The 24,128-nt window shown below is 47.7% G+C and carries 17 protein-coding genes; 10 read left to right on the top strand and 7 right to left on the bottom strand.

The annotated features are described in order from the left end of the window. Positions 1-2 precede the first annotated feature (2 nt). On the top strand, positions 3-935 hold the full coding sequence (locus tag ACFPK9_RS15180) for an FAD:protein FMN transferase (RefSeq protein ID WP_377096224.1): 933 nt from the start codon (positions 3-5) through the stop codon (positions 933-935). Here ACFPK9_RS15180 and ligA read toward each other — a convergent pair. Further along, entirely contained in the window at positions 932-3,145 is a 2,214-nt protein-coding gene (gene ligA, locus ACFPK9_RS15185; RefSeq protein ID WP_377096227.1) for an NAD-dependent DNA ligase LigA, read from the bottom strand. The two genes, ACFPK9_RS15180 and ligA, sit on opposite strands and share 4 nt — an antisense overlap. Before the next feature lie 169 nt (positions 3,146-3,314). Here ligA and ACFPK9_RS15190 point away from each other — a divergent pair, with 169 nt between their 5' ends. The 3 genes from ACFPK9_RS15190 (at position 3,315) to ACFPK9_RS15200 (ending at position 8,157) form a co-directional block, all read left to right on the top strand. Continuing rightward, positions 3,315-5,873, top strand: coding sequence for an MFS transporter (locus ACFPK9_RS15190; protein WP_377096230.1), 2,559 nt, complete (start codon positions 3,315-3,317; stop codon positions 5,871-5,873). A 58-nt stretch (positions 5,874-5,931) separates the two neighbouring features. Then, positions 5,932-7,230 (top strand): mechanosensitive ion channel family protein, encoded by a 1,299-nt coding sequence (locus ACFPK9_RS15195; protein WP_377096233.1) that lies wholly within the window; start codon positions 5,932-5,934, stop codon positions 7,228-7,230. A gap of 225 nt (positions 7,231-7,455) precedes the next feature. Next, the gene (locus ACFPK9_RS15200) at positions 7,456-8,157 is read left to right on the top strand and encodes an SDR family oxidoreductase (protein WP_377096236.1); all 702 of its coding nucleotides are present in this window, start codon (positions 7,456-7,458) and stop codon (positions 8,155-8,157) included. On the opposite strand, the gene ACFPK9_RS15205 is transcribed toward ACFPK9_RS15200, so the two are convergent. Beyond that, positions 8,154-8,681: a YbjN domain-containing protein gene (locus tag ACFPK9_RS15205; protein WP_377096239.1), complete on the bottom strand. Its 528-nt coding sequence runs from the start codon at positions 8,679-8,681 to the stop codon at positions 8,154-8,156. The two genes, ACFPK9_RS15200 and ACFPK9_RS15205, sit on opposite strands and share 4 nt — an antisense overlap. Before the next feature lie 13 nt (positions 8,682-8,694). Beyond that, positions 8,695-9,219, bottom strand: coding sequence for a hypothetical protein (locus ACFPK9_RS15210; protein WP_377096241.1), 525 nt, complete (start codon positions 9,217-9,219; stop codon positions 8,695-8,697). 61 nt (positions 9,220-9,280) lie between these two features. On the opposite strand from ACFPK9_RS15210, the gene ACFPK9_RS15215 reads away from it, so the two are divergent. Further along, a complete protein-coding gene (locus tag ACFPK9_RS15215) occupies positions 9,281-11,110 on the top strand; it encodes a chloride channel protein (protein WP_377096243.1) in 1,830 nt (609 codons plus the stop codon). Positions 11,111-11,164: 54 nt separating this feature from the next. On the opposite strand, the gene ACFPK9_RS15220 is transcribed toward ACFPK9_RS15215, so the two are convergent. After that, positions 11,165-11,881 carry a ZIP family metal transporter gene (locus ACFPK9_RS15220; RefSeq protein WP_377096246.1) on the bottom strand — a complete coding sequence of 239 codons (717 nt, stop codon included), beginning with the start codon at positions 11,879-11,881 and terminating at the stop codon, positions 11,165-11,167. A gap of 522 nt (positions 11,882-12,403) precedes the next feature. On the opposite strand from ACFPK9_RS15220, the gene ACFPK9_RS15225 reads away from it, so the two are divergent. The 3 genes from ACFPK9_RS15225 to ACFPK9_RS15235 all read left to right on the top strand — a co-directional run bounded on the left by ACFPK9_RS15225 (position 12,404) and on the right by ACFPK9_RS15235 (position 15,337). Then, entirely contained in the window at positions 12,404-13,012 is a 609-nt protein-coding gene (locus tag ACFPK9_RS15225; protein WP_377096249.1) for a PEP-CTERM sorting domain-containing protein, read from the top strand. Between the two features lie 240 nt (positions 13,013-13,252). Continuing rightward, entirely contained in the window at positions 13,253-13,843 is a 591-nt protein-coding gene (locus ACFPK9_RS15230) for a sigma-70 family RNA polymerase sigma factor (RefSeq protein WP_377096252.1), read from the top strand. A 99-nt stretch (positions 13,844-13,942) separates the two neighbouring features. Then, positions 13,943-15,337: an NAD(P)-binding domain-containing protein gene (locus ACFPK9_RS15235; protein ID WP_377096254.1), complete on the top strand. Its 1,395-nt coding sequence runs from the start codon at positions 13,943-13,945 to the stop codon at positions 15,335-15,337. 651 nt (positions 15,338-15,988) lie between these two features. On the opposite strand, the gene ACFPK9_RS15240 is transcribed toward ACFPK9_RS15235, so the two are convergent. The 3 genes from ACFPK9_RS15240 to ACFPK9_RS15250 all read right to left on the bottom strand — a co-directional run bounded on the left by ACFPK9_RS15240 (position 15,989) and on the right by ACFPK9_RS15250 (position 20,449). Then, complete coding sequence (locus ACFPK9_RS15240) at positions 15,989-16,654, bottom strand: YoaK family protein (RefSeq protein WP_377096256.1); 666 nt, start codon at positions 16,652-16,654, stop codon at positions 15,989-15,991. A gap of 165 nt (positions 16,655-16,819) precedes the next feature. Next, positions 16,820-18,376 carry a DUF1254 domain-containing protein gene (locus tag ACFPK9_RS15245; RefSeq protein ID WP_377096259.1) on the bottom strand — a complete coding sequence of 519 codons (1,557 nt, stop codon included), beginning with the start codon at positions 18,374-18,376 and terminating at the stop codon, positions 16,820-16,822. A 48-nt stretch (positions 18,377-18,424) separates the two neighbouring features. Beyond that, positions 18,425-20,449 (bottom strand): alpha amylase C-terminal domain-containing protein, encoded by a 2,025-nt coding sequence (locus tag ACFPK9_RS15250; protein ID WP_377096262.1) that lies wholly within the window; start codon positions 20,447-20,449, stop codon positions 18,425-18,427. 140 nt (positions 20,450-20,589) lie between these two features. On the opposite strand from ACFPK9_RS15250, the gene ACFPK9_RS15255 reads away from it, so the two are divergent. After that, complete coding sequence (locus ACFPK9_RS15255) at positions 20,590-21,990, top strand: MBL fold metallo-hydrolase RNA specificity domain-containing protein (RefSeq protein WP_377096265.1); 1,401 nt, start codon at positions 20,590-20,592, stop codon at positions 21,988-21,990. A 211-nt stretch (positions 21,991-22,201) separates the two neighbouring features. Beyond that, the gene (gene htpG / locus ACFPK9_RS15260; RefSeq protein ID WP_377096268.1) at positions 22,202-24,043 is read left to right on the top strand and encodes a molecular chaperone HtpG; all 1,842 of its coding nucleotides are present in this window, start codon (positions 22,202-22,204) and stop codon (positions 24,041-24,043) included. Positions 24,044-24,128 lie beyond the last annotated feature (85 nt).

Genomic DNA, 24,128 nt, shown 5'->3' on the forward strand with positions numbered 1-24,128 from the left:
CGATGCAAAAGGTTTCCAGACGTGTTTTTCTGCAGGGGTTCTCAGTCTTTTGTGTAGTGGGCTGCGGGCGGAAACTGGAAGCTGTTGACTTGATCGACCACCATTGGTCGGGTATCGGTTTCGGCATTCCGATGAGCGCTGAGTTGTATCAGTTTGATCCAGCGAGCATGAAATCTTTGCGATTCGAAGAGCTGATTCAGCAACTTGAATTAGCGTTTTCTTTGTACAATGATGCCTCAGAGGTGAGTGTGTTGAATCGTGAGCGAGTTTTACGTGATCCGAGTGCCGTGTTTTTAAAAGTGTTAGAACTGGCTCGTGAGTTGAGTGTGAGGACTGAGGGATACTACCAGCCAGCTATCCACAAAGCATGGATGGCAATGGAGGAGGGGGAGTTGAGCGATGCAATGCTCGCAGCTGCAACGATGGATAATGTCGCCGTTAGTGAGGCAGCTGTGCGACTACGCGATCCACTGATTGAGGTGAGTTTTAACGCATTGATACAAGGGTATTTAACGGATCACGTGGCGCAGCATTTGCGAACTCTCGGAGTCAAGTCGGCTTTGCTTCATTTCGGAGAGAGCTATGGAGTTGGGCAACATCCTGAACAGCGTCCGTGGGAACTTGCCGTGATGGGGACTCCAGTAGGGGAACAAGTGGATTTAGTTGGAACGATGCGGTTCGAGGATGCTGGTTTGGCTGTGTCAACTCACGACTCTACGCGTAAACTGCTTAATCCGAAACGAGGTGAAGCGCAGATTGAGAATCGCGTGGTTGCAGTGGTGAGTGAGGAAGGCGCTGCGGTGGCAGATGCATTTGCCACAGCCTTTACTGTTGCTCCAAGTCAATATTGGCCAAAACTTTATCAGAACCTAATAGTTAGACGAAGTGGAGCGGTGAAGATCTGGGAGGAAAATACGTTGGTGTTTGAGGCCTAATTTTCGAGTAGCGAATTGAATGCTAGTTCGTCGAGGATGTTGACACCTAGTTGTTCTGCTTTATCGGCTTTAGAGCCCGCTTTTTCGCCAGCGAGGAGATAGGTAGTGTTTTTTGAGATGGAGCTTGAGACTTTGCCTCCGAGGGATTCGATTTGCTTTTTGAATTCAGGGCGGGGTTTGGAAAGGGTTCCGGTGATGACGAAGGTTAGGCCGGTGAAGGGGAGCTGAGATTGGTCGATATCTGCGGGTTTTGGTGCGAAATTTTCTGATTTCGGTTCGATCCCTAGGTTAGCTATTTTTTCGAGCACCTTGGTTCCGGCTTCAGATTGGAAGAAGCTACGGATGCTGGCAGCGGCGACTGGTCCTAAGTTGTCGTCGATTTGGAATTGAGCGAGTAGAGGGTGGTTTTCTTTTTTGCGTTTTGAGACGCTGAGTTCGCAGTAGTTAGGAAGGTCTGCTAGAGCATCGATAACGGGGCTATCAGAAAGGTCGGTGAGTTTTTGGTGAAGGCGAGCGAGTTCTTGAGCAGCGGATTCACCGATGTTGCGGATGCCCATGGCGTAGAGCCAGAGGTGGAGGGGTTTGGTTTTTGCGGCTTCGAGTGAGTTGAGCAATTTTGTGGCGCGTTTTTCACCGAAGAGTCGTGGTTCAAACTTGGTGCCAAGGTTGAGTTCGCTGAGGGTGATGAGGTCGAGGTCGAATAGGTCGAGCGGGGTGGTGACGTGGCCGTCCCTTACTAGGGCTTCAGCGACGGAGGTTCCGAGGCCGTCGATATCGAGTGCTTTACGAGAGGCGAATTGTTTAATGCCAGTGACGGCTTGGGCGGGGCAAGCGAAGTTGGTGCAGCGCCAAGCGACCATGCCTTCTTCTTGGGATATCGGGCCGGAGCAGGATGGGCATTTTCCGTCTACGGCATCGTAGAGTTTGTAGGGAGTGGCTCCGTCTGGGCGTTTTTCTTTGATGACTTTGACGACGGCAGGGATGATTTCACCGGCCTTTTCGATCACCACGGTATCGCCAATGTGAATGTCTTTTTTTTCGATTTCGTCTTGGTTGTGGAGGGTGGCGCGGGAGACTGTGGTACCTGAAACGAGGACGGGGGTGAGCTCGGCAACGGGGGTGAGGACTCCGGTGCGGCCTACTTGAATGGTGACGGCGTTGAGCGTGGTCTCGGCTTGTTCCGGGAGGAATTTGTAAGCGGCGGCCCAGCGCGGTGCGCGAGAGGTGAAACCAAGTTTTTCACGGTCGGCGCGGGAGATGACTTTGATGACAGCGCCATCAGTAGCGTAATCAAAGTCGTGGCGCTCTTGGTTGAGTTTAGCGACTGCTTGGAGTAGTTCTTCCAAGGTGTTGGCGACTTGGACTGGGGTGTTGCGCGGGATGTTGAGGTTTTCTAACAGTTTATGAAAATCGTGTTCGGTGGGGAGTTCTGGGCCCTCGTAGGCTCCGAGGCCGTGAGCGAGGAATGCGAGTGGGCGCTTAGCGACTTCGCGTGAGTCGAGTTGCTTGAGGGTTCCTGCGGTGGCGTTGCGCGGGTTGGCGAAAGTGGGGAGCCCCGCTTCATCGCGCTCTTCATTCATTTTTGAAAAGCCGCTGTTAGGCATGAAGATTTCGCCGCGGATTTCAAGAAGCTCGGGTGGGTTTTCACCGAGTTTGAGCGGTACTGACTGGATCGTGCGGACATTTTCAGTGATGAGGTCACCGCGTTTGCCATCGCCACGGGTGGCGGCGTAGTCGAGCTGGCCATTACGGTAGACGAGGCTGACAGCAACGCCGTCGAGTTTGGGTTCGATGGTGACGGGGACCTCCGATTGACTGAGATTTTTTTGGAGGCGCTGATAGAAGGTGATGAGCTCTTGTTCGCGTTTCACCTCAGGGTGATTCTTAAGATAGTCGTCGGAGTGCTCAAAAACATCGTCGATAGAGAGCATGGGGACGAGGTGTTCGATATTTTCGAAGGAATCGAGTGGGGCGCCGCCGACTCGCTGGGTCGGGGAATTCCGATCAGCGAGTTCTGGATGCTTTTTCTCAAGTTCTTCTAGTTCACGATAGAGTGCGTCGTACTCGGCGTCTGAGATTTCTGGCTGAGCGTCTTGGTAGTAGAGCTGGTTATGGTGATCGAGCTCGGCCGCGAGCTGCTGCATGCGTGCTGCAGGAGTTTGGTCTTTTTGCGGTTCTTGGTTAGATGCGAAATCAAACAGATCGTCCATGCGGCATTAGTGGCTTTTTCGCTGTGAACTGGCAAGTGGAAGCTGAGAGATTTTTCATTTGAGCAGCTCAGGAGTAGGTGAACTAAGAAGAACTATTGGCAAAAACAATAGAGTGTCACTTTTTATCGATTTCCAAGTGTTAGAGATTATGTAATAGCTTTTACAGCCTATGCAAAATCTACGCGAACGAGAAGAGCATCACATTGCTAGCAAGAGAGATGAGCGCTCCTACTGGACGATGGTCACTCTAGCAGCTCAAAATGCATTCAATGACAAGGCGGCGCAGTTTTTTCTGATTCCCTTAGCGGCGTGGATTGTGATTCAGAGTGGAGCTGGCGGCGGCGGGGACATGAAGTATGTGTTAGGTGCATTGATCGTGGCTCCCTTTATTTTTCTCTCGCCGGTGGCGGGGTGGATCTCGGATCGATTTAGTAAGACATCAGTGATGCGGGCGAGCATGGTGATTCAGCTCGGAGTGTTGGTGCTCATTTCGTTGGGCATTTACTTGCAGAATTTAAATATCGGAATCTTGGGCTTTTTCTTATTGGCGATTCAGTCAACGATTTTGAGTCCCGCGAAGAAGGGCTTGGTAAAGGAAATGGTGGGTAGTGAACGCTTGGGATTTGCCAGTGGTGTGTTAGAAATGGCGTCTGTTTTGGCGATTTGTGTGGGGCAGATTGTAAGTGGATTTTGGTTTGATAATCGCTTGGCTGCTACGGGAGATGGCTGGAGTGCGGCGTTGCAGCCTATGATGATTTTGACGGTGTTAGCGGTGCCGGCGGTGATTTTTTCATTTACGATGAAGTTTTATCCATCGCCTTCGAACCGGCCGTTTCGGAAAGAGATTCTGTGGGAGCATTTCGGACAGTTAGGTGAGTTGTTTCATGACCGTCGATTGAAATGGAGTTGTTTGGGGGTGGCTTTCTTTTGGTTTTTTGGAGGCTTTATCAACTTAGCGGCAGTACAGCTGGCTGAGCAATTGACCGGTGGGAAGCAAGGTTTTGGTTCGGAAATGGCATGGTTTCTGGCGGCGGCTTCTGGTGGGATCGTGCTGGGTGGTTTATTAGGTTCGCTGGGATGCCGGAGAAATATTGAGTTGGGCTTAGTTCCGATTGGTAGTTTGACGACAGTGGCTGGTTGTGTGGCAATGGCTTTGACGCCCTTGGATTCGGGGTGGATGAAGACCTGGATGGTATTTACTGGCGCTGGTGGCGCGTTATTTTTGGTGCCGCTGAATGCTTATGTGCAAGATGTGGTGGATCCTTCGAAGCGTGGGCGTATTCTAGCGGGTTTGAATTTGCTGGATTGTTTAGCGGGTGCTGGTGCTGTGGCGTTTCAGCTGGCCTTGAGTAAGTTTGGGGTGTCGATGAGTGGGCAGTTTGTGGCGATGGCAGTTCTGACGCTGGTGGTTACTGGATTTTCTACGAAGTTACTTCCTCAGCATTTCGTGCGTTTCACTTTGCTGAGTGTGTTTCGCATTTTTTACCGTCAGAAGGTGCTGCATGCAGAGCGTATGCCGGCAGAGGGTGGGGTGCTGATCGTGCCGAACCATGTGACGTATATTGATTCTTTTATTCTGACAGCGGCGAGTCCTCGTCCGATTCGCTTTTTGATGCATGACAATTTTTTCAAGCGAGATGGGATCATCGCAAAGTTCAGCAAGTTGTTTGATACGGTGCCGATATCTCCTTCGAAGGCTAAAGAGGCAATCACGGTCGCAGCGGAAGCTGTGGCTGAAGGTTCGGTTGTGTGTATTTTCCCAGAGGGGCAACTGACGCGCAGTGGTGCTATGCTAGAAATGAAGCGCGGCTTTGAGATGATCGCACGCAAGGCTCAGTGTACGGTGCTGCCAGTGTATATGGATGGCTTGTGGGGATCGATTTTCTCGTTTGAGAGAGGGAAGCTTTTTAAGAAAGTCCCTTACAAGTTGCCCTATGGGGTGACTGTCGCTTGGGGGGAAGCATTAGAGTGGAATGATTCACAATCTGAGACGGTGCGGAAGTCATTGCATAAGTTGTCAGCGGAAGCGATTGGGATGCGAGAAATATTGCATTACCCGGCAAAGCTTTTGGGGCAGGATATCGAGCCCTTGAATGGTGAGTCTGCGATGTGGCGAACGATGTTAGACCGGGTGCGTGCTATGTCAGAAAAGGAACAACGGGCATTATTTACCAATGCATTGCAGGTGGCGGAGAGTCCGGCTTTTAGTAAAAGTGGTATTATTGTCGTAGATGGTACGACGGAGTTGGCTCCGGTGTTTTCGATTGGGTTGATGTTAGTGCATCGTGTGCGGGTGATTTTGACGGATAAAGAGGTGACAAAAGAGCAAGTGCGCGAGTGGGATCGACAGTATCAGATCGAGGCGTATGTGGGTGGTGAAACTCTGCATACTGTGCTGAAGGATTCCGATGTGCAGTCTGGGGTGTTTTACCACACGCGGGGTCTGTTAGATACTGAGGCGGTGCATCCATGTTATCCGATCGGCGCAGTCGATAGCTGTGTCGTGTCGATATCGACAAAGCACCCGAATGCGATAAGCGAGTTAAATCTATTCCAAGCAGGGTGGAAGGAAGGCAGTGTCGGGCGTTTGTTGCCAGGTTTTGCTTATCAAGTGTTAGCTGAGGGCGAGATGGAGCTGAAAAGTTTAGTGTTTGGTGGCGACCTCGATAATGGAGTGCTGCTGAAGGGTAGGATGGATGCTTCTGGATTTTTGTACTTCGCTGAGTAGGCAGAATCTTTATTGTAACATTCTTGAATCTTAGAGGCTGCAGCTGTATTGGCTCTGTATGCAAAACCAAGATTGGCACCATCGGGTGTATCAGTTCATATACTCTGATGCAGGAGATTATGGGCTGACAGAGCAATTAGTGGTAAGCCTCGTGTTATTTACGATGGTGTTATTGGCTGCTGGTGCGGCGTATTTCCTCACACGCTTCATGATTTATCGGGTTGTTGCGAAGATCGTGCACGCGACGCCGAATGACTGGGATGATGAGTTATTGAAGAGTAAAATTTTTACTTGGATCTCCTTGTTAGTACCTGTGACGATCGTCTGGAAGACGTCGCTTGTAGTTTTTGATGCGGACGCTTTCGGTGTGGATTCTACTGACACTGTGATCGCTGGTATTGGGCAGGTTTTATTAATTGCCTCACAAGTGGCGGCGATTGTGCTGATTTTATTCTCGGCGATGTCGGCGCTAAACATTGTGGAGCGAATCTACAATCGCTACGAGGTGTCGAAGAAGCTGCCTTTGAAGAGCTTTATTCAAGTGATTAAGGTAATTCTCTTCTTGGTCGGTTTGATCTTTATCATTTCAAGCGTGATGGGGAAATCACCTCTTTATATCTTTTCTGGTTTAGGGGCCGCGACTGCAATCTTGATGTTAATTTTCAAGGATTCGATTCTTGGTCTCGTCGCGGGTGTGCAGCTTTCAGCGAATCAGATGGTGGCGGTGGGTGACTGGATTGAGATGCCAAAGTTTGGTGCGGATGGTGAGATCACCGAGGTGGCTCTGACTACGGTGAAGGTTATCAACTGGGACAAGACGATTACGACTGTGCCTACCTACGCCTTGATCTCAGATTCGTTTAAAAACTGGAGAGGGATGAGTGAAAGTGGAGTGCGTAGGATTAAGCGCTCATTGCATTTTGATATGCAGTCGGTGCGGGTTTTGAAAGCGGATGAGCTGGATCGCATGCGCAAGATTTCCCTGTTGAAGGAGTATATTGAGCAGAAGGAGGCAGAAGTCGCTGAATGGAATGCGGCGAAAGGTGTGGATCACACTGATTTGGTGAATGCTCGTGCTCTTACTAACATAGGGACATTTCGTGCGTACGTGGTAGAGTATTTGAAGAATCACCCGAAGATTGCTCAGGACCAGACGATTCTGGTTCGGCATTTGTCGCCGGTGGATAATGGTCTTCCGATTGAGATTTACGCTTTCAGCTCGGATAATGCATGGGTGAATTTCGAGGCGATCCAGAGTGATATTTTTGATCATTTAATGGCGGTGACACCAGAATTCGGTCTAAAGCTTTTCCAACGTCCGAGTGGCTTAGACATGCAGCGTGCTTTTGGAGCTTAAATTGGCGCAGGCCAGAGTTAGATTTGACAGCTATGGTCAAGCAGTTAGGGTGCGCTTTATGAGATTGTTCCGCAATATACTTCTTCTTGTGACTGTGAGCACTTTATTGAGTTCTTGCGGTGCTCCAATCGTTCAAAATACCTTGTCAATGCCGGGGCGTGTGGTTCGCGGAGCTGCGCATACTGTGGGTATGGGCGGCGTTGGAGGTCTTTAAATTATTGAGGCATGCGCCGGATTCTTATCACAGGAGCTTCGTCGGGAATTGGAAAAGCGACAGCGCGAGCTTTGCTAGACGCTGGGCATGAGGTAATCGGATTCTGTCGTTCAGTGGAGAAATTACCGGATGGTGTGCAGGGTATTTATTGTGATCTCAGTGAGGAGGCATCAGTTCGTGCAGCATTCGAGACCGTTCGAGATCAAGTGGGGGAAGTCGATGTCTTGATTAACAATGCTGGAATTGCCTATTTGTCTCGGATTAGTGATGGCGATATCGCTGACTGGGATAGGATGTGGAATGTGAATGTGCGCGGCTTGGCGTTGTGCTGTCAGCTCGGGATTTCCGTACTAAATCAAACGAGTGGGCAGATTATAAATATTTCCAGTATGAGTGGGCACCGAGTACCGCCAACTGGTGGGTTTTACGCACCGACAAAATTCGCTGTGCGCGCGATCACCGAGTCTCTGCGTGCGGAGTTTCGTATGGATGGAGTGAAGATTCGGGTGGCATCGGTTTCTCCTGGTTTTGTCGATACTCCGTTGTTAGACGATTATTTCAAAGGGCGGGAAGACACGCTTCGGTCCACCAAGGAACAATTAAAAATGCTCACCGCTGAGGATATATCGGAGAGTATTTTGCATGTACTCGACATGCCTTTGCATGTCGAGGTTGGTGATATTCAGCTGCGGTCCGTAGACCAGAAAGCTTAGATCGGTGAGACTTCGTCGTCCTCTCCCTCACCTGGGACTGGTGGCAGGAGATCTTGGCGCAGGAGTAGGCGCTCGATATTGAGGTCGTCTAGTAGGTCTTCTGCGGTTTGTTGGATGATTGTGCAGAAGGGGATGATCCGGTCAACTTCAGCAATGGTGCAATGGACCATGGTAGAGACGATATCTTTGTCGAATTTTTCGCGTTCGAAAATGTTGGTAATGCGGAAGACGACGCGCTGACGATCGAGGTCGAACTCGAGGCCGCCGAGGTTCATTTGTTTATTCGCGCGGTGGAGAAGTTCGAGTAGGAGCGGCTGACGAAGTTCGTCGATTTCCAGAGCGGTTTCGCCCACTACAGTGAGTGAGTTAAGCTGAGTGAAGACTTGGGCAAAGAGCTGAACGCGGGTGTGGTGCGCTTCGAATGCTGTGGTGAGGACTTCACGGCCTTCGATGATTTCGTGTGCCCAACCTTGTTCGTTAAAGGCGTCTGCTACGGATGTGAGTTGGATAGATGGTGGTCGCATATTTGAGAGGCTGTTACTTGCTGCTGGTTCTGGCGCTGATTGCTTTTTGAAGCAAGGAGATTTGTTGTTTGCCGATAGGTTTCAGACTGATGACAATGCCGCTGGTTTGAGCTGCGTCGCGGTGGAGAGTGAGTTTGGTCGAATCGCATTCAGCGGAGTCGATTTCTTGCCAGAACAGGACCTGAAGGTTTTTCTCTGGTTTCCAAAAGGGGAAGATTTCGATTCCCATAGGAGTGAGGATAAGGTAGGCGTGGCGGATGCAGTGGAGGGCTAGACGTAGTAAGACGAAGGCTGGAACCAGTGGGATGAGACAGAACCAAATGAAGCTTTGATAATCGGGGTCGTATGGCCCCCATTTTGAAAACATAGCGATGGCTGTTGCAAGACCGAGGCCAACACAGAAGGCCGAGAGGAGCATGAAGAACGATCCTTGGCGGGCTCTGGTGAATCGAAGTTCCTTGTGGGTTTCTTCGAGTGGTTTGGGTGCAGAGCCTAGGAGGCGTTTTGCGAGTTTGGGTTTGTCGTTTTTTTTCTCCATCAATGATTAGGATTTTTGGAGTAGATGAATGGCTTGCACAAATCAATTCGTAGGATCGGGCTTGGCTATTTATAATTCTGTGCTATTTCCCGATGCGTTGCTCATGCCGAACACGCGAGATATCTCTGAATGGATGAAAGCCCGTCTCGATGACGGTCAGAGGTTTCTTATACTTTGCATTCTGATTGGGCTGAGCTGTGGGGTTGCCGCGGTGCTGTTTCATTGGTCGATCCATGGTATTTTCCACCATTTGTGGGATTGGGCGACTGGTTGCGGCGGTTGGCAATTTTATGCAATCATGTTGGGGGCACCGACGCTGGGTGGACTCCTTGTAGGGATTTCTGTGAAGTTCTTTGCACCCGATGCAGCGGGGAGCGGGATTCCTCAAACGAAAATGGCTTATTACAATCGGGCTGGATTTATCCCGAGCGCTTCGGGTGTTTGGCGATTTGTACTTGGGTCGATTTATTGTGGTTTGGGAAATAGTCTGGGGCGTGAAGGTCCAACGGTGCATTTGTCTTCGGCAATTTCTTCCAGACTTGGACGATTTTTCTTTAAAAGTGAGCATCGTATTCAGTCGGCACTTCCTGTGGGAATGGCGGCGGGGATCGCTGCGGCGTTTAACGCGCCACTCTCGGCGATCACTTTTGTTTTTGAAGAATTATTAGATAACTTTTCGATGAAAGCCCTCGGCGGGATCGTTGTTGCGGTGGTGATTGCAGCGGCAGTCTCACGGACAATGCTGGGGGAGGATCCGATTTTGGCGAGTGATTTTATCAGTAAGGAATTCATTACATCTCCCTGGATGTTTGTGGGGATTCCGATGGGTGTGATTGCTGGATTTTTAGGACATTTTTTTGTAAGCTCGGTGCTAGGCTTACGCTCGAAGTGTAAGACTAAGTTTGCTGACTACAGCTGGTTGACACCTGCTATTGGTGGCTTGTGTTGTGGTGTGTTAGGTTTGTTGGCGTTGCAGGTGACAGGTTTGTTCGGAGAGCCGCAGAATACAGTTTTCAGTATTGGTTACGAAAGCTTGGAGCTGGCATTCCAAGATAAGCTGGTTTGGCAGATTTTAGCAGTGTTACTGATCTGTAAATTCACGGCAGTGATTGTGAATTACGCGACTGGTGGTTCGGGCGGTTTGTTCTCGCCGACGCTGTTTTTAGGTGGGATGTTTGGTGGTCTAGTTGGAATGGTATTAGTAGCGCTTGAGAACTGGTTTCACTTTGTTCACTGGCCTGGACATCATCAGGTAGTTGGTGGATGTGTTCTGTTAGGAATGGGGGCGATGTTTTCCGCGGTGGTGCGTTGTCCATTCACCTCGCTGATTATCATTTTTGAAATGACGGGGAATTATTCCCTGATTTTACCGCTGATGGCCGGCAACATGCTCGCGTGGTCAATCGCTAAAAAGTTCCGACCGATTGCTTTATACGATGCGTTATTGTTACAAGATGGGGTAAATCTGAAGAAGTTTACAGCGTATCAAGGGCATCAAGATTATCGAAGTTTGCCTGTTTCAACGATAATGACGCATGAGTTAGTAACGCTGGTTACTGGTGAGACTGTGGAAGATGCGATCCAGAGTGTAGGACCACAGGGGCTGCTGTATCATGCGTATCCGATTCTCGATGCTGCGGGAGATGTTGTGGGCATTATTACTCGGCATGAGTTGCAGGAAGCGGAGCCGTCAGATTTATTAGATAAGTTGATTTTCGATCAAACTCTTTTGGCGGTGAATCCTGAGACATCTATTCGCGACGCGGCGCACAAAATGATTGCTAATAATTTCCAACAAGTTCCAGTTGTTTCGGCCACCAACTCCCAGAAGTTACTAGGTATGATTACGCTGAATGATATTGCTCGACAGCAGAATGCGAGTTCGCATTAATGATGGTGTATTATTCGTTAGGTCGGGTGGGATAAATCATGACATCCGGTTGAGTTATCCACCAACTAACATGTGTCCTATGATTCCTAATAAGAAACCTGCAACTGCACCTAATGGAGGCACCCAGTGCTTTTCTATTTTAACTTGGGGAGCAATATCTTGGAAAATGATGTAGAGTATACCGCCTGCAGCAAAGAGCATGATGCCTGAGACGACGTGAGGGTAGTCAGATAAGAGAAAATATCCAGTGACACCTGCAATGGGTCCTAATAACGCCATGAGAGTAAAAGCTCCGATGATTTGCAGGCAACTATACTTGGTAGAAGTTTTAATTTCTCGGTATGAATTAAAGCCTTCGGGTACGTTCTGGAGTGCAATGAGACCAGCTAGTAATACTCCGGCTTCTTTAGAAAAGGTAAAAGTCGCTCCCAGAGCTAAGGCCTCGGGGATGAAATCAGATAGCATAGCTGTTAGCTGACTAAGAGGTTTGTCATTGGCGGCTAAACGAAGATCAAGAAACATAAATATGATACCGCCTGCTGCAAAACAAGTGATCACAGGTATGATTGACAGATTATGTATCCCATCAGGAACGAGAACGAGTGCGATAGCTGACAGTAGTGCGCCACCACCGAAGGCGATGACTCCATGTCGGAGATCATTTTCTAACCATTGAGGACGAATCTTTTCAATGGACGCGAGAAATGCACCTAGTGGCATTGCGATTCCAGCGAATAGTGTGAGTAAAATAATTTGAGCTAACTCATTCATTATTGGATGGTTTAGGGGTGATAGGATATCTGGTCAATCGTTGTTAGTTACTGGGGAAGTTTATGAGTCTTTGGCTGAATAAGAATAGATTGGTGGCGTTTAGAGAAATTCGATTTCCCTGCACATGGCTTTTTCGCTTCTTTACCTAGTTCACTTGCTAGAGCTCGGAAGCTATTTTTGGGCGTTTCTTTGGACAGCTTAGGCATTGGATACAATCTATTGTACTTTCGATATTTTATTTACTTGCCGAGAGCTGTCAATTTCTCTAAACCATTGTCGGCGAGTATGAATTACATATTTTAAAAGTGCTCGATGTGACCATTATATTTAAAAATCAATACCCCCCTTATTTGTGAAGAATCTTCATTTTCCTAAACAATCTTTTATTAGATGTAGTCTCTGTAGGAGTGTAGATAGAAGATTATCTGTTTTTTAGAATAGTGAATATTTTTAGATGATAGTAAGTGGAATACTATTTTTATGATATTTAATGTATTAAGTGAGAAATAGAGTAAATTAGTTATGAAAATAAACCTCAAAAAAATAAATTCTATTACTACTGCAATATTTGCATCTGGTATTCTTGTCAGTAGTAGCAGCGCAGCTGTAGTTGTTAATTTTATTCAGTCTGGAAGTGATACAATTGTCAATTACTCAGGAAGTCTTGACCTGTCAGGACTGTCTTCAACCACAGTGGGTACAGGAAGTAGTGTGGGTGTTAGTTTATGGTTAGATGACCCTTCATTTATTGGGTTAAGCTGGAATGCTGGCTTATCTGATGCAAGCCAATTTGTTTCACCTTGGAGTTCCAATCCTAATTTTGCCAAACCCGGAACTGATTTGATTAGTGCGGGCTCACCGGTATTTACTCAACAACTTGGAATACTTAATACGCAGTTGCTTCTGGATCCAGATGATATTGATATCAATAATGTGTGGACTGGGTCTGGATCTACAACATTCTCAGGGGTGAATGTAGCTGATATTGTTGATGTGGATACCCCTGTTGTTTGGACATTGAACAACACAGCAGCAGATACAGTGACATGGCAGGTGCCTGAACCTTCTTCGACTTTCCTGCTAGGTTTGGGAGGATTTTCTCTTCTCTTTCACCGCAGAAGAGGGGCGTGAAACTTCCACGAAAATTATAGACCTAAGTTGTTAGGGGTGATTCTGAAAAATCAAGCACGCTAGGACAAGGCGTGCTTTTGATTTTTAGAGTTTGCTAACTATTCTAATAGGTTATGTGCACATTAGAAAGTTGGTGGAAGTCAGCGATTTTACGGAGAATCTTGTCTGGAAAGTATAGGAAGTTTACCTAGACACAGGGAGGGGCAGTGTTAAATTATTGCTGAATTTGCTGAAGCTTTCATGTCGCCACTAGAATCTAAATATGTCACCGACGATTTGTTGATAAGTGAGGGTACTCGCTTAGAAATATATTCCTTTGTTGTCAGCCGGGTGCGTGACCCTCATTTAGCTGAGGACCTTACGCAAGATATACTGATTAAGGCGCTCAAAAACTATTCTAGTTTGCAAGATGACAGACGTGGTAAGGCATGGCTATTTCAAATAGCTCGGAATACCATAGCTGATTATTATCGCGGAGCTCAAGGGAGTGTGACTTTCTTTGATCAAGGTGAGATGGAGGAGTCTCAGATGCCGATGTTTCAAGGAGGTGACGGTACAAGTTATTTCCCTGAAATTTTAAGTTCCTTCCTACGGGATGTTATTGATAATCTTCCGCCTATTTATCGAGATGCGCTTTGTTATACACACTGTGAGGGGCACAGCCAAGTTGAGTTAGCAAAACAGATGGGGATTTCGATTTCTGGAGCTAAATCCCGAGTTCAGCGTGCACGTGCAGCGGTGCGAGATGCTGTAGAGCGTTGTTGTTTGTTAGAAACGGATACTTATGGAGGAGTTGTGGAGGTCGAGCCACGTCCTGGCTATTGTGGCTAGCGTCATATTTTGATTTCTGGAGGTGGTGTAGATCACATTCACCTCTATAAAAGAGAATTTTTTTGCGTCCTTTTTTGAGAACGCACGTCTTATTTAGGTATGAACTCTATTACAGAAACATTACCAGTTGCGATTATAGGTGCTGGGCCAGTTGGTTTGGCTGCTGCAGCGCATTTACTAAAGAGAGGTGAACGGCCTGTGGTTTTCGAGCTGGGAGAGTCGGTGGCTAGCTCGGTACGCGAGTGGGCGCATGTGCGTATGTTCTCCCCGTGGAAATATAATATCGATTCTGCAGCTAAGCAGTTATTAGAGCAACAGGGCTGGAATGCGCCAGATCCTGAACATTTGCCGACAGGAGAGGAGCTCATCGAAGATTATCTCGCACCACTGGCGGCGCATCCGTGCGTGGCTTCTTGTCTAAATTTCGGATGCAAGGTGTTGGCTATTTCCCGTAAAGGGGTAGACAAAGTACGTAGTGCAGGTCGAAATGAGCGAGCGTTTTTGCTGCGTGTCGAACAAAATGACATACAGCAGGAGTTGCCATTTAGAGCGGTGATTGATGCTAGTGGGACGTGGAATCAGCCTAACCCTATGGGCTCTAACGGTCTTCAACCTATCGGTGAAGAACAGGTGCGCGAGCGTATCGATTACGGTATTCCTGATATCCGTGGCAGCCGTAGGATCGACTACCAGGAGGCTACCGTTCTTGTTGTCGGTAGTGGTCATTCTTCGTTTACGAGTGTGTTGGATTTGTTAGATTTGAAGAAGGAGTTTCCTAAGACGAAGATCATTTGGGCGATGAGGAAACAGTCCTTAGATACCGTTTTCGGAGGTGGGGTTAATGATACTTTGCCAGCACGTGGGGAAATGGGAATGAAGGCGAAGCAGGCGGTCAAGAATGGCGATGTGGAGCTTATCACTCCCTTAGAAATTGAACGAGTGGCGAGTCACGGTGACATGCAGATGAAAGTGTTAGGAACTGGTCCGGAAGGAGCCTGTGAGTTCATAGTCGATCGTGCCATTGTCAAAACTGGATTCCGTCCCGAGCTTTCAATGTTACGCGAGATTCGAGTAGAAATTGATGGTGCTCTTGAATCCGTGCGAGCACTAGCTCCGATGATAGACCCGAATGAGCACAGCTGTGGTAGTGTGCCTCCGCATGGCGCTCGCGAGCTTGCTCATCCTGAAAAGGGGTTCTACATCGTCGGGATGAAGAGTTACGGGCGGGCACCCACTTTCTTGCTAGCGACTGGACACGAACAGGTGCGTTCCGTGGTTGCGGAAATCACTGGAGATCATGAAGCAGCGGCGAAGGTGGAGCTTAGATTACCAGAAACTGGGGTGTGCCAGCTTGATTCTACGCCGAGTTGTGATCAGACCATGAATCAGTCTCCATGTTGCTCCGAGACACCAAAAGAAAGCGTAGATTTTCATTGTTGCACGGAGTCTGAAGTTGCTGACAAAAATCAAAAGGGAGATACGTGTTGTGAATGATGCATAGGTTAAAGGATCACTCGGTTTTATCTGAGTAATACATTTGCGATTGATTCCATGCCATGAGTCTTGGCATGGAATCTTATCTTTGATTTTTTGAGATTGAAGTTGTGGCTGCTATAGGAAGTACCGATAATACTTATGGAGTGTAATGTCCTCGGAAGGGGCAGCGTTCTACGGCGCTGATTGGGTTTTATCAGAAATGAACCATATTCCTAGATTGCATAATTTTAGGCCCACCGGATTAGACCTATGATTGCGGATGTGGCATAAAAAAACTGGAGCACTAAGAAGGCCCATCGTTTATCAATAAGCGCCCAAGCAGCAAAAAGCAGTGCTGAGATTAACAGTAGAGAAAAACCTAGGATCTCATTGCCTGTGTTTGAGGCTATCAATAATGCATAGAAGATAGCGAGTGATGATCCAGTGACTTCAAATACAGTGATGAGTCTCTGTTTCTTTTTTTCAGCATTCATAAGTGAAGGGACTCGACCACTTTTTATATGATGCGAAAAGCATGTTAACAGTTAGAGGGGTATTATTGTTTTGTAACTAGGTATGGTCAACTCTTTCAGATAGTGTGAAAGCTCTTACAGAATGAGTTCTTACACAAGCAGTACTTTGGGCATGGTTGAGGAATTTCTATTTTTATTACTGTTGTTGAGTTCTCTTATAAATGCTCCATGAAATTCCACCGGCGATGTAGCCGATTCCAGCAATGAGTAACCAATCACTTCTTTCTTTCAGAATTAAATAGCTGCTGAAAATGGCTCCTAGTAGAAAGGAAAAGGTTATCCAGAGAGGGATGAGAAGTTTCCAAGTTTCAATGGCATGTCCTCGAATTTTCATTCCTAAATGAATGCCGAAATCGGTAAAAAGTCCGGTCAGATGGGTTGTTCGTAGGACAACTCCACGATAGCGGTTAGCTAATGAGTTCTGCACTCCACATACAGCACTCGCAATCCCAATTGCACACAAAGGATGATTTGACGATAAGATGTGAGCTAATAGTAAAAAAGCTCCTAATGTAAAAAGTGTTCTTCCGTAAGGCTTACTGATTTCAAGCGTAGGGTGATGTAATAAAAAACCAGAGATTGTCGCACCTAAAATAAAGCCTAGTGACGCCAAGGTTACTTTGGCCAGTAAGGCTTCACCAGTATGACTTACCAGTAAGAGCCCAGAACCAAGACGTGCGATATCGCCAGTCAGGTGACTCACGGAGGTTCCTGCTGTAAGCAGGAAACCTGTATTTAGAAATGAGGCACCGAATGCGAGAACGCATCCACCGAGGACAATCTTATTGGGGGTGATGAGCATTCTTATTTTGTCGAGTGCTGAGTCTATAGAGAAATATGTTCAGCTCTCAGAAGGCTGACCTATACTAGGCATTTATTTTCTACTTATAACTCTAACTGATAGCTGGACCTGATAGCCAAAACTTAGTGCTAGGGTGTTACTATTGCAAATCCATAGGAAGTAGAGTTATTTGACCGGCTCGATTTCGCCAGGACGCCAGGTTTTGTCGAACCATGGCTCAAGTGGTCCGTAGAGACGAAGAACTGAGTACCAGCCTTTATTCGGTATGGTCTGGATCCAGTTGTTCTCTTTTCCTTCTGGTGCTTTCGGGCCGAAATAAAGGGTGACGGAGCCGTCATTGTTGATGTCCAAGTTACTGCGTTTGTTATTTTTACTCGGGTACGGCTGACTAGTTTGAAGTTCTGAGCGAGTTTGTGGATCGTAGACTACTACTGACCAGAAATCCTTGGCTGGGACATTGGCGGGAATTGTTAAAGTATAGTTCTTTGCTCCATCAAGGTACTCGCCATTTTTGTCGCTAACACAATATGCGTACTGCGAGCCTTTACCTATCATTTTAAGTACCATCGCAGGTGTGTTGACTGTGGCTTGGTAGAAAAAGAGCGTGCGAGCATCGATATTACGCCCTCCTTTGCCATCGTTTTTCAACCATTGATAATCACCGCCTACAAAAGCAGTCATCCAACCACTGTTCTCATAGTATTTCGCTCCGTCCAAATTTGGTCGGAAGACGAGAGACCTAGCAGTTGCATTTCCAATCGCGACAGCCTCTGTGAGGATTTTTTTTTGGCTTTCAGAAGGTTCGAATGGTTTTCCTTTTTCGATTCCAACTCCTGCGAAGATGCCCCGTAACTCTGGATCAAGGAAACCAACCGGTTCACGTTCAATCACCTCGTGGAGTTCTTTATAAAATTCAAAATTATTGGCGTGGATGGTATTGAAGCTTTTTCCTGTGCCGCTAATGAACTCCATTCTTGGCTGGTTGTTAGATTTTGCCAATGGATAGATTTTGAGACCATCTTTGAACATTTTAGCGGCGGTATCTGGTTTGCCGTCGACGAGGAATCCACGTAGAATCAACCAATTTACGTAACTCGTCGATTTGCTGACATAGTAGGTTTCTCCATCTATCTCGGCTTTTTTACTTCCGATTGGGCCATCTAGGTCTCCTTTGTAATCGGGTGGAAGAATGAGGTATTTACCACCGGTTCCACGGTCTGGTCCCGGTACACCCATATCTGTGACAAAACGGAAATAGGCATCATTGACTGTGCCTGGTCCGCATTTTGAGGGAATTTCTACGACCGTTGGTCCATCTTTTTGTAGGTCGAGAAATGCAGAGGCGTAGACAGTGTCAGTATTGCCTGTTAGGAAGAGAGGTGAGGAATCTAGTAACTTGTCAAACAGGACAACTTGATTTGAAGTTTTGGCTCCAATATCCGCATTACCATGTTGAATTCCTGAAATAGAGGTGGCCGGAATTCCGCTTAGGAATGTCTCGACGCCTCGCATCAGTAGGAGGTTGTCATAAAGTTTTTTGACGGTTTCGGCCTTTGGCATGCCGTCGAAAAACTCGAGTGTACCAATACGCGTTTCGACCCTATCTGGGGTCATTATTTTTGCGGGAATTGTGTGATTGTATCCGGGAGTGGGGTCTTCTGCATATGCAAGAGACGAGAGGAGTGACATTGCCGCAATGAGGGAAGTGGGTGTCTTTTTCATAGTTTGTTAGATTAAGAGTGAAGAGGGAGGTTTGTTAATGTCTGAAGATTAATTAAAGCGCCTCATTATGAGGCAGGTTCTACAGGGAATGTAGAGTGAGAGAACTGGTCCTTGGTCAGTACTGATAGTGTGGATATTGATGCTGCTATCGATGCGTTTGTGGCCGCCGAATGATGCATCATCTGAGTTTAGGATGATTTCGTATTCACCGGCTTGAGGTACTGAAATGTGGTAGTCGGTGAAGGACTGGGTCGGGTGAAGATTGACGACGCCGATGAGGTTGGCGCGCTCGAAGGCGATGAGGTGATCGCCGTCGTGGCAGCAGAGTGGTTGCGCCTGTGGGGTGGCGAGGACATTGTGTTCGCGTAGGCTGTGGACAAGTCTTTGGTCGAAGTTGTTGAGGAACTTATATTTCAAATCTGGGTTGTCGACTAATGACCACTGGCGGCGGCAGTAGTGGTAGGACCAGTTGTTGCCTTCGCGTGGGAAGTCTAACCATTCAGGGTGGCCGAATTCGTTTCCCATGAAGGTGAGGTAGCCTTCGCCTCCGATGAAAGCGGTGAGCAGGCGGATAATTTTGTGGAGAGCGATACCGCGATCGATGACTGGATGCGTGTCGTCTACAGACATGTGCCAGTACATTTCCTGATCCATTAGCCAAAATGCGAGAGTCTTGTCGCCGACGAGAGCTTGATCGTGAGACTCAGCATAGGCTATGTTTGGCTCCATGTGGCGTCTGTTAGTCAGCGTTTCCCAGACTTCGCTCATGATCCAGTTTTCATCGGTCTTGTGTTTGAGTAGCTTGATCCAGTAGTCGGGGAGTCCCATAGCGAGTCGATGGCTGAAGCCCACGCCACCTTCATCTATGGGACGGCAGAGGCCAGGCATGCCTGACATATCTTCGGCAACATTGAGGACTCCCGGTCTGATAGAGTTTGCAAGAGTATTGGCGAGTTGGAGGTAGAGGACGCAATCGTGATCCACTCCATCGCCGAAGTATTTGTCGTAATGATCGAAAGCGATACTGCCGTGGTGATCGTATAGCATGGAAGTCACGCCATCGAAACGGAAGCCATCGAAGCGGTATTCTTCTAGCCAATAGCGAACGTTAGAGAGGAGGAAACGAATGACTTCTTCTTTGCCGTAGTTGAAACATTTGGAATCCCACTGCGGGTGGTTACCTTTGTCTCCGCCGTGGAAGTATTGGTGGTCGGTACCGTCGAATTCATTGAGTCCTTCAGCCAAGTTTTTGACGGCGTGAGAATGGACGATGTCCATGATGACTGCGATGCCGTGGCTGTGAGCTGTGTCGACGAGGTGCTTGAGGTCCTCTGGAGTGCCAAAGCGTGAACAAGCTGCAAAAAAGTTAGAGACGTGATAACCGAAGGAGCCGTAGTAGGGGTGTTCTTGAACGGCCATCAGCTGTATGGTGTTATAGCCCAGTTCGACGATGCGTGGGATGACCTCATCGGCAAATTCGCGGTAGGTGTGGAGACGTGGTTCTTCACCAGCCATTCCTGTGTGGGCTTCGTAGATGAGCGGGGCACCGATGGAGCTGGGGTCGAATTCGTGCTTCCAAGTGTAGTTGTTTTCTGGTTGCCAAATTTGACCGGCGTAGTCGTGGGTGTCGGGGTCTTGGATGGCTCGGGTGATTGTGGAGGGAATGCGGTCGCGCACTGAGTTGTCAGCTCCAGTAATACGTAGTTTGACTTTGTTGCCGTGCTTGAGGGATGAGCCATCTAGTTTGCCTTGCCATACGCCATGCTCACCGAGTGTGAGTGGAGCATTTTCACCATCCCAATTATTGAAGTCGCTAACGAGTGCAACGGATTTGGCATTGGGGGCCCATTCTCTGACCAGCCAAGACGAAGTTTCGGGATCGAAATGGATGCCGAGATTGAGGTGAGTGTTGGCGTAATCGTAAAGTGATGTGTGGGAGCTCTCAATTTCAGCCAGTTTGTGTTGAAAACGAGAGATGCGTTGCTGAATGGCTTCAGTTTGATCTTTTAGCCAAATGTCGTTTTTAACGAGGGTGGGGATTTCTTGATGACTCATCGTGAGTGAATCTAACATTCTGCATGCCAAGAGCGATGCTTTTCTTGAGTGAGGCTGCTGACAAAGTCGTTGCATCTGGGGGAGGAGCTTTTTTGAATGTCTTTGTTCTGGTCAAGATCTGGGATAGCTCGTTAGGGTGGTTGTTAGCTAATTTTTTTATGAAACTCACATTTTGCGGTGCGGCAGGCACAACGACAGGTTCTCAACATTTACTCGAAGTGAATGGGACAAAAATTTTATTAGATTGCGGACTCTATCAAGGCCGACGCCATGATGCTTTTGAAATTAATAAGCATTTCCCGTATTTTGATCCGAAGACGATAGACGCCGTGGTGCTTTCCCATGCGCATATCGATCATAGTGGAAACTTGCCGAATCTGACTCGCAGCGGTTTTGAAGGAAACATTTATGCGACTTTCGCAACACGCGACCTGTGTCAGATCATGTTAGCAGATAGCGCGCGTATTCAAATGTACGATGTGCAGTGGCTGAATAAGAAAAAGAAGAAAGCGGGAGAGCCATTAGTAGAGCCTTTATATAATGAAATGGATGCGGAGCGGTGCATGCGTCAGTTTGTGAATGTGGGATATGATCGGCCCTTACTCATCGCTCCTGGCGTGACTTTACGCTTTGTCGATGCGGGTCATATACTAGGAAGCGCTCAGGTGGTGTTAGATGTTGAGGATGTGGCGGACGGCAAGAAAAAGCGCTTTGTTTTTTCTGGTGATGTGGGACGTGGGAAAAATGATATTTTGAGGGATCCTCAGCCGGTGGAGGATGTGGACTTTGTGTTAATGGAAAGTACATACGGGGGGAGGGAGCACGAGTTAGGGACCCAGGCGGATGAGAAGATCGCTGTCATTTTGCGTCGGGCTTTGGAGCGAAAGGGGAAGGTGATAATTCCTGCATTTGCTGTGGAACGTACCCAGCAAGTTTTGTATGTATTGCACCAATTGTTTGAAGAAGGCGCGATTCCTGATGTGCCTGTGTATGTGGATAGTCCTTTGGCTGTGAATGCGACGGAAATTTTCCGATTGCACCCCGAGTGTTTTAATAAAGAGATCTATAATTTTCTTTTCGAGAAACGGGATCCTTTCGGCTTTGAGGGGCTCACATTAGTGCGCTCAGTGACGAATTCGAAAGCGCTGAATCGCAGTCAAGAACAGGCGATCATTATATCGGCATCGGGTATGTGTGAGGCGGGGCGCATTTTGCATCATTTAAAAAACGAAATCGACAACCCGAAAAACACAATCTTGTTTGTTGGTTATTGTGCGCAACAGACTCTTGGATGGAAAATCCGTGAGGGGCATAAAAAGGTGAAAATTCTAGGTGGTGAATATGACGTTAAAGCGCGGATTGAGATTATGGATTCGTTTTCTGGGCATGCCGATCATTCTGAATTGTTAGATTATTATCATAAGATGACTGGGCCTAAATCAAGAACGTGGTTGGTGCACGGTGAGGAAGATCGCTCGGTCGCTTTGCAGGAAGCGTTGCGAAAAGAGCACCATGGTAATGTCGATATTGGTGTGCTCGGGGAGAGTGTGGAGTTTTGAATATTTTTTGTCTTCATGATATTCATGTGTATACCTAGGCGGAGGCATTACGTTCATCCTAGGGCAATAGTAATAATTCGATCTTTTTACGTATTTATTGCTAGAGGTGATTATTGTTTTATGGGGGGAATTTAGAGTGACTCGATTCAGTCAGAATCGGACTTGCATGTGTGTGTGGATGGATTAGATTTCGCGCTCTAATTCATCAATTATGGCAACCGCTGAAAAACAACAACATGGGTTCCAGGCTGAAGTAAAACAGCTCTTGGATATCGTGATTCACTCGCTTTACACCGACCGTGAGATCTTTATCCGTGAGCTCGTATCCAATGCATCTGACGCCTTGGAAAAAGTACGACTTAAGCAACTTACTGAAAATGACATTTATCAGGGAGATGCTGAGCTTAAAATCTCAATCACCACAGACGAGGAGAATAACACTCTGACGATCGCCGATGCTGGTATCGGGATGACGCGCGATGAGCTGACTGAAAACCTCGGCACGATCGCTCATTCTGGCACTAAGGCATTCCTTGAGCAACTTAAGGAAAAAGGCGACAGCAATGCTGATGTGATCGGCCAGTTTGGTGTCGGTTTCTATTCTGCTTTCATGGCCGCTGACGAGGTGGAAGTGTACACGCATTCTTGGGACAATAGTGCCGAGAACCTCAAGTGGACATCTGACGGCGCGACTGGTTACACCATTGAAGAAGCTGACGAGCAAGCTCGTGGGTGTAAGATGGTGATCAAGCTGAAAGAAGGCCAAGAAGAATTCGCCAAGGCGGATCGCGTGAAAGAAATTCTAGAGAAGTATTCAAACTTCGTGACCTTCCCGATCGAACTCAATGGCGAGCGCGTGAACAAGGTGGATGCTCTCTGGCTCAAGTCGAAGAGTGAAGTTTCTGAAGAAGAGTACAATGAGTTCTACAAGTTCGTCGCACACGCGTGGGACGAGCCTAAGTACACCATGCACTTCAGTGCTGATGCTCCACTTGCGATCAACGCACTTCTTTTCGTACCTAACGAAAACCAAGAACAATTCGGTATGGGGCAGATGGAAGCAGGGGTTTCTCTCTACTGCCGCAAGGTGCTTATCGATGCAAAACCTCAGAAGCTATTGCCTGAATGGTTGCGTTTCCTTCGTGGGGTGATCGATTCTGCGGATCTTCCGTTGAACATTTCACGTGAAACGATGCAGGACAGCGCGTTGATTCAGAAACTGAATAAGCTGATTACTAAGCGTTTCCTCAAGTTCCTAGCAACTGAAGCTAAGAACGACCCTGAGAAGTACAATGAGTTTTACGGTAAGTTCAGCCGCTTCCTTAAGGAAGGGGTCGCGACGAGCTTTGAGCACCAAGAAGCACTCGGTGGCTTGATACGTTTCGAATCGACCATGACCGATGCAGGCACGCAGACGAGCTTTGCGGAGTACATTGACCGTGCGAAAGATGGTCAGGAAGAGATTTACTACCTCGTGGGCGCGTCCCGTGAGATTCTTGAAAAAGGTCCTTACCTCGAAGCTTTCAAGGCTCGCGGTCTTGAAGTGGCTCTGTTCACGGATCAGGTCGACCAGTACGTGTTAGACTCCATGCCTGAATTCAAGGGTAAGAAGTTAGTGCCTGCTGATAGAGCGGATCTCGAACTCGACGATCTCGAAACTGAAGGTGAAGCGCTCGATGAGAAGACTGTCGAGTCTCTCTCTAAGTTCATGAGTGAAACGCTCGGTGAGCGTGTGGAAAAGGTAGAAGCAGGCAAGCGCCTCGTGAATAGCCCTATTGCCGCTCTTGCACCGAAAGAAGCTCCGAATGCACAGATGATGGCGATGATGAAAGCTATGGGGCAAGAAGTTCCTGCGCCTAAAGTCACGCTCGAAATCAACCCACGTTCTGAGGTGATCAAGAATCTTGCTGGTCTTCAGGAGCGCGATGCGGAGCTCGCTGGTCTCGTGACACAGCAGCTCACAGATAACGCACTTCTCGCTGCTGGACTTCTGGAGAATCCACAGGAAATGGTTTCTCGTATGAACGATCTTCTTGCTCGCGTAGCGAAGTAAGTCGAAAATTTGTCGAGTTTGTCGGCATTAACTAAAGATAAAATTCTAACGGCCACTGGGAATGCTCAGTGGCCGTTTTTTATAG

The organism is Rubritalea spongiae, assembly GCF_042652385.1.
GTDB classification, from domain to species: domain Bacteria; phylum Verrucomicrobiota; class Verrucomicrobiia; order Verrucomicrobiales; family Akkermansiaceae; genus Rubritalea; species Rubritalea spongiae.